General features: G+C 40.3%; 4 protein-coding genes. 3 read left to right on the forward strand and 1 reads right to left on the reverse strand.

The window, feature by feature from the left end; translation table 11 throughout:
* Window positions 1–551 precede the first annotated feature (551 nt).
* From ABZB17_RS18520 to ABZB17_RS18530, 3 genes are all read left to right on the forward strand, one after another.
* A complete protein-coding gene (locus tag ABZB17_RS18520) occupies window positions 552–4,346 on the forward strand; it encodes a glycoside hydrolase family 2 TIM barrel-domain containing protein (RefSeq protein ID WP_372652370.1) in 3,795 nt (1,264 codons plus the stop codon).
* Window positions 4,347–4,442: 96 nt separating this feature from the next.
* Entirely contained in the window at window positions 4,443–4,919 is a 477-nt protein-coding gene (locus ABZB17_RS18525) for a ribonuclease HI (protein ID WP_372652372.1), read from the forward strand.
* A 211-nt stretch (window positions 4,920–5,130) separates the two neighbouring features.
* Entirely contained in the window at window positions 5,131–5,976 is an 846-nt protein-coding gene (locus ABZB17_RS18530; RefSeq protein WP_372652375.1) for a class I SAM-dependent methyltransferase, read from the forward strand.
* 43 nt (window positions 5,977–6,019) lie between these two features.
* On the opposite strand, the gene ABZB17_RS18535 is transcribed toward ABZB17_RS18530, so the two are convergent.
* Window positions 6,020–7,066: family 20 glycosylhydrolase (locus ABZB17_RS18535; protein ID WP_372652377.1), on the reverse strand; the 1,047-nt coding region annotated here is incomplete at its 5' end.

Genomic DNA, 7,066 nt, shown 5'->3' on the forward strand with positions numbered 1-7,066 from the left:
CGACTTAATCGCGCAATGTAGTAATCCTGAAGTGCTTCTTTTGCAGATATTTGGTTCTTTGTTGCCGGTTTTTCCTTTTCTAAATACATAAACGATTCTTGTTAATCAGTCGCAAATAAAACGAATATAAGTCAGAAATGTTTAGCTAAGGTGCTAATTTAGAATGCACTAAAAGGTGCATGTAATTAGGGATTTTTGTATAACAGGACTAAAAAGTATCTATTTGAAAATGAAACTAATGTGTATATTTAATTCTGTATGTTTATTTATGTATTGACTTATGATTACATATTTTCGATTCAATTTTGTTTCACTTCATTTTCTAAAATCGCATATCGAAAAATCCTGTTCGGGTTATGCTTTACAGGTGTTAATAATTGTTGTATCTCAAATTATCCTTATTTCTCGAATGTTTTTGGTTTATAACTGTAAAGGCTGAAGAGGTTTGGGTTATATTCAGCAAATTATGAGCAAAAAACATTGCATTCACATAGGTTAAACCGGCAATTTATGTGTCTTGCTAAATAGAGAAATTAATTAAACCACATATCATGTTGAAAAATCTCAGTTTACTACTTTTATTTGTATTAGTGTGTTCGTCCGTTTTTTCTCAGGACGTAAAAGAATGGGAAGATCCCGCAGTTTTTAATATAAATCGCAGCGATCCGCATGCCAGTTTTTTCCCTTTTGAAAGTGAAAGATTGGCGTGGGACAATAATAAAGATGAGTCAGCTTATTTTCAGTCGTTAAATGGCATCTGGAAATTTAATATTGCCACCAATCCCGAAGGCCGGCCTGTTAATTTTTACAAAACCGATTATGATGTAAGTAGCTGGGCCGACATAAAGGTACCTGCAAACTGGGAACGCCAGGGATTTGATACCGCTATTTATGTAAATACAAGGTATCCGTTTTGGATGATTGCAAACGAACGTCCAAATCCACCTCATATTCCATCTGCTTACAATCCCGTTGGAAGTTACCGACGTAATTTTACTATTCCCGAGAATTGGGATGGCCGCCAAATCTCTATACACTTTGGAGCTGTAAAATCGGCGTTTTACATTTGGGTAAATGGCGAAAAAGTGGGGTATAGCGAAGGTTCAAAAACTCCGGCCGAGTTCGATTTAACAGAATTTGTAAAACCCGGAGAAAATACGCTGGCCCTGGAAGTGTATCGCTGGAGTACCGGTAGTTACCTCGAATGCCAGGATTTTTGGAGAATAAGTGGTATTGAGCGCGATGTTTATTTACAGGCCACTCCAAAAGTTCATGTACGCGACTTTTTTGTTCATGCCGGCTTAGACGAGAATTACAAAAACGGAACTTTTTCGCTGGAAGTAGAAGTGGAAAACCATACTGGAGCAGATGCCGGAATTTACTCTGTTGAGGCAAGCGTTTTAACGTTTGATAAAAATCAAAAAATAATTGATCTCTCTGAAACTTCAACCATCGGAGAAAATACTGCAATGTTTGAATTTGCTGCCAATGTTGAAAATCCAAAAAAATGGTCGGCTGAGCAACCCAATCTGTATAAACTGATGATTGTTTTAAAAGATGCTGAGGGAAATACAGTTGAAGCATTTTCGCAAAACATTGGTTTCCGCACTGCCGAAATTAAAAACGGCCAGTTTATGGTGAACGGAAAAGCGGTGTATGTTAAAGGAGTTAACCGTCACGAGCATGATCCCGACGAGGGACATGTAATCAGTCGCGAAATGATGTTAAAGGATATTCAGCTGATGAAGGAATTTAACATCAATACGGTGCGCACCTGCCATTATCCTGACGATCCGGAGTTTTATGCGCTTTGTGATTTGTACGGATTGTATGTAATTGATGAAGCGAACATTGAATCGCACGGAATGGGTTATGGCGAAGAAAGTTTGGCCAAACATGCCGAGTGGGGGCCAATGCATTTGGATCGTACCCGCCGGATGGTGGAACGCGATAAAAACCATGCTTGTATTGTTACCTGGTCGTTAGGAAACGAAGCCGGCGATGGAATTAACTTTGTTGCCGATTACAACTGGATTAAAGAACGCGATAAAAGTCGTCCGGTACAGTACGAGCGTGCCGGGCTGGCCGACCATACGGATATTTTCTGCCCCATGTATATGGGTATTGATGGAATGATCAATTATGCCAAAGAAAATCCCGATCGTCCGTTAATCCAATGTGAATACGCACACGCGATGGGTAACAGTTGCGGTGGTTTGCAGGATTACTGGGATGCCATTGAAATGTATCCGGCTTTGCAGGGCGGTTGTATCTGGGACTGGGTTGACCAGGGATTGCGCGAAGTAGATGAAAATGGCAGAATGTATTACACGTATGGAGGTGATTACGGAACCAATAAACCCAGCGACAATAGTTTTTGTATGAACGGATTGGTAAATCCCGATCGTTTGCCAAATCCGCAATTGTGGGAGACTAAAAAGGTTTATCAGAATATTGCAATAAAAGCCGACGATTTAACAGCCGGAAAATTTACCATTAGAAATAAATACTTTTTTACTAACCTGAACGAATTTAGTCTGTTTTGGACCGTTAAAAGTGCGGAAGGAATTGTTGCTCACGGAAGGATTTCTGATTTAAATGTTGAGCCGTTGGAAGAAAAACCGTTTAGCGTTTCGTTACCAGAATTACCACAACCCAAAGCCGGACAAAGTTATGTGCTGAAGTTTTCGCTGATTACCAAAAATAGAAAAGGTTTTGTAAAAGCCGGGCACGAACAAGCCTGGGAAGAATTTATGTTACCAACACAATCGGCTGCATATACTACAGTTGAAAACAAAGGTGAAATCTCAGTTCAGCAAAACGAAGAAGCGTATGTTGTTTTGGGAGAAGATTATCAATTGAAAATTGGTGCTGAATCAGGTATTATTTCATCGTACATTTTCAAAGGAAAAGAAATGATGAAACAGGGGCCACGATTAAACTTCTTCCGCCCGCCAACAGAAAACGATATTCGCGACCGCAACGGTTACCGGGTTTGGGAAAAAGCCGGGTTGGACCAACTGGAGCAAACCGCTCAAAAACCAGAACTTAAAAATCAGGACGATGGAAGTCTGCTACTGATTTACCCTGTAACTCTAAAAAGCTCTTCTTCCGAGTTTTCTGCGGTAATGCAGTATCATATTTTTAGCGACGGAACTTTTAATGTCTCAAGCGAAGTTAATTTGCCAAATTCAATAGCTGCAGTTGCAAAAGTTGGTTTGCAAATGAAAATGAAACGTTCGTACAACGAAGTTAGCTGGTATGGTTTGGGTGGTGTTTCTACGTATCCCGACCGTAAGAGTGGCGGTAAATTCGATTTTTATTCAACTACCGCTGAAGAGTTATACGATCATAACATTGTTATTCCGCAAGATAATTGTAACCAATCGGGCGTAAGATGGGCTTCGGTTTCGAACAGCGAAGGAATCGGATTTTTACTGAGTGGTTCAACAGAAATGAATTTCAGCGCTTATCCGTATGACGATGCAGAAATAACAAAAGCACGACACCTGAACGAGTTGGATGAAGCCGATTTTGTGACGGTTAATTACGATGCATTGGTTACCGGTCTGGGAACGGCTACATGTGGCCCCGGAATATTGCCTCAGTATGTAGCAACAAGCGGCATTTATCGTTTCGATGTTACTTATTCGCCGGTGCAGTTTCAGCAAAAAAGTATCTTTGAGTATGCCGCCGAAAAATACCCGGTTACCGAACTTTTGTTGGCGCAGGCTCCGGTTCTGGAACAAAATGGCAATGGAGAAATTTCAGTAAGTAGTTCTGAAAATGCTGATCTTATTTATTCAGTAAATGATGAGAAATTTAAAGCTTATAAAAAACCATTCGAGCTAAAAAAAGGCGGGAAAGTAGCTGTTTATGCAAAAGTTAAAGGGAAAATGAACAGCAACCTTGTAATCCGTAATTTTGAAATGAGCAAAAAGAAGTGGACTGCCACCGCCGATTGCAGCTACGAAGGAAACGAGCCGGAAAAGGCTATTGATAACAACCCTGAAACGATATGGCATTCAGATTGGAGCGATGAAAAGCTGGTTCAACCACACTTCTTGCAAGTGGATATGGGCGAGACGCTGGAGTTGAAAGGTTTTAGCTATTTGCCGCGACAAGATTCATGGAATGGCCGCATTGCAACTTATAATTTCGAGGTAAGTACCGATGGCAAAAACTGGGAAACAGCGGTTGAAAATGGTCGTTTTGGTTATTCCGACGAACGTCAGGAGAAGATGTTTGATAAAACATATAAGGTGCGTTACATTAAAATTACGACCTTGCGCGAAGTCAGTCGTAGTTTTTATAGCTCGATTGCTGAACTAGGTGTGATTTTATAGTATACTTAAACGATAAAAGAGAGTAGTTGTCTTTCTTGAAATTAGTTAAAGCCTGGTTCAACGCCAGGCTTTAACTTTTTTCAGTAGTATTGAAAAATGGATAAGCTGTATTTATTTACCGATGGAAGTGTGCATGTTCAATCAAAAGTTGGATATGGTGCATGCCTGGTTCTGGATGAAAACGAAATGGATACCGAAAATTTAAAGCAGCGTATTCAAACAAAACGTTTTGAGAATACTTCATCTACCCGGCTCGAACTACAAACTTTACTTTGGGCTTTGTCTGAAATTGAAAAAAATGACATAAAGGTTTTAGTTTATACTGATTCGCAAAATATCGCTCAGCTTGTTGATCGCCGTGCACGATTGGAGGAAAATAATTTTTGCTCGAAGGGAGGGAAGCTGCTTAAAAACGCCGACTTGTATAAGCAGTTTTACGAATTGTTTGATTCCCTGAATTGTAAAATTATAAAAGTGAAGGGGCATCAACCAACGCGTTTAAAAGACCAAATAGAACGAATTTTTAGTTTGGTTGATAAAGCTTCAAGAAGTGCATTGCGAAGTGAAAATTAGCCAATAAAAGTTTCTTTATTTCTCCCCTGAAATGTGATGTTGAGTGAAATACCTTTTAATTGGTCGAAAATTTTTAACTTTGCATCACTTCATTTATTGAGATAACATATCGAAAAAGCTCCGTTCGGAGCTGAAAAGTACACAGGCAAGATTTCTGCTTGTGGCATTTTTTATTATTCAAATCATTCAATCATTTTAAATTGTAAGAAAAATGAAACTCAATAAATTAATCACTAATACCCAAAAGCCCAGTTTGTACGAACCGGGTACCGCAATTATGTGGACCGATAAATACATTTCGAAACAACTTCTGCAAGTGCACCTGAACGAAAATCTTGACCTGGCAAGTCGCAAACCGGAGACCATAAAAAATACGGTAGACTGGATTCTGGAAAAGTCAGGAAAAGAAAAACTGAATATCCTTGACTTAGGTTGTGGCCCCGGTTTATACTCCACAATACTGGCCAAAAAGGGTCATAAAGTTACCGGCGTTGATTTCTCTAAAAATTCAATCGATTACGCAAAAAGCAAGGCTAAAAGAGATGGACTTGAAATAAATTACCTGCAAGCAAATTACCTGGAATTAGAATTGGCGGAGCAAAGTTTTGATCTGGTTCTGCTGATTTATACTGATTTGGGCGTTTTACTGCCTGAAGACAGAACAAAGTTGCTTGGTTTTATCCATAGCGTTCTAAAGCCTGAAGGCACTTTTGTTTTCGATGTATTAAATGACAGGGAACTGCCTAAAAAAGTAGCTCCTAAAAACTGGGAGGTTGCTGAAACTGGATTTTGGAAACCGGAGCCTTATCTGGCGCTTTCTGAGTCCTTTTTGTATGAAGAGGAAAAGGTAATTTTATATCAGCATCAGATTGTAGATGAGGATGAAAAAGTGGAAGTTTATCGTTTTTGGACACACTTTTTTGCACATTCTGACTTGAAAAAGCTATTGCCTGAAAACGAATGGCAAAATGTTGAATTTTACGAGGATGTTTTGCCGGGGGGAGACCTGTTTGGTGGAGAGCATGTAACGTTTACGGTTGCCCGTAAAAAGAAATAGAAAAAGAAACGGGCACGATTTCAGTTCGTGCCCGTTAAATATTTTACTCTACAATAATTTCATCAACAAATAACCAGCCGGGTTGACCCTCACCGGCATGCCCCTTCGGACAACTTGCTAAATGTGCAGCCGTTATACGAACATAACGTCCCTTTCCTTTTTTATTTAGCACCAGGTCTTGAATTTGGCGCTCTCCATCCTTAGCACTTACTTTATTTTTAACAGTCCCCAGCTTTTTGAAACTCTGTCCGTCTTCTGAAACCTCAACCGTAACATGCGTTGGATAAAAAATCCAGGCGCCGTTATCCTGAAGCACTCCGGTACTTACCTTTGAGAAAGATTGCGACTGACCCAAATCTATTGTTGCAACGAGATCTTTGCCATTAAATCCTTTCCAGTTTCCATCGTGGTGGTCTTTAGAACCTTTGATTCCATCAACCAAGGCATATTCTCCGGTCGATTCGTAACTTTTGCTGTTCGGGTATTTCTGGTCCACTTTGCAGGCAATGGCTTTGTGGATGAAAAAGTCGGTGGCCAATGGCTGCGATTTTTGTTTCCCATCCTGAATAACCACTGCTTTTACGGTTCCGGACTTACTGATGGTAAAGGGCTGTGAATATTTATTTGATTCTTCGGTTGGCTCCGATCCGTCGGAAGTGTAATAAATATCCGGCTCCCAGGCATCGGTGCTCAGTGAAACTTTTATAGCCTTGTGTTCCGGATCGAGTTCCGGTTTTGCCGAAACCTGGAAAGCACTGGTAGCATAATTAACGCCCAGCTTATCGAAACGGTTGTACTGGCTTTCCATTCTTTTTGAGAAATCGCCCCAGTCTTTCGCATCTTTTGGCGACCACAATACTTCCGAAAGTGCACTCATTCGTGGCATGATCATGTACTCCACGTGGCGGCCGTTGGGCATATATTCGGCCCAGATGTTGGCCTGTGCACCAATAATATGTTTGGCTTCTTCGGCACTCAATTCAGCAGGAACAGGTTCGAAGTTGTATACTTTTTTCAAGGTGATATTTCCACCAAAAGCTTTTGGCTCCAGTGATGGGTCGCCCTGGTAATAATCAAAGTAACAGTGCGA

This window comes from Draconibacterium sp., from assembly GCF_041583095.1.
Classification (GTDB): domain Bacteria; phylum Bacteroidota; class Bacteroidia; order Bacteroidales; family Prolixibacteraceae; genus Draconibacterium.